Source organism: Bartonella sp. AP58NXGY (assembly GCF_042195785.1).
Classification (GTDB): Bacteria; Pseudomonadota; Alphaproteobacteria; order Rhizobiales; family Rhizobiaceae; genus Bartonella.
This window is the reverse complement of sequence record NZ_JBHIOY010000284.1, coordinates 426-672: the sequence shown is the minus strand read 5'-3', so window position 1 is coordinate 672 and position 247 is coordinate 426. Positions and strand designations below refer to the sequence as shown.

Genomic DNA, 247 nt, shown 5'->3' with positions numbered 1-247 from the left:
ATGTCAGAGAAAGCATAACGCACATTTAAGAGCATAACCGACAATGCATTCTGTTTCTTTAACGGCGTATCTTGCATTGAAAAGTCAATTGTAGGTAAATTGATAACCAGACGCGCTGGCCTATCTAAAATCTGCAAATGAACACTGGGTTTTGAATTGAAAACCGCAATTATACGCGTGTGAGCACTATCACCAATGGTTCGAAAATTAATAAGCCTCAAAGGATCAGCTGCTTGAACACTGGTTT

Annotated in this window: 1 pseudogene; it reads right to left on the bottom strand. The window is 39.3% G+C overall.

The window, feature by feature from the left end:
• A pseudogene (locus ACFINC_RS10970) lies at positions 1–247 on the bottom strand (N-acetylmuramoyl-L-alanine amidase); the annotation flags it as partial.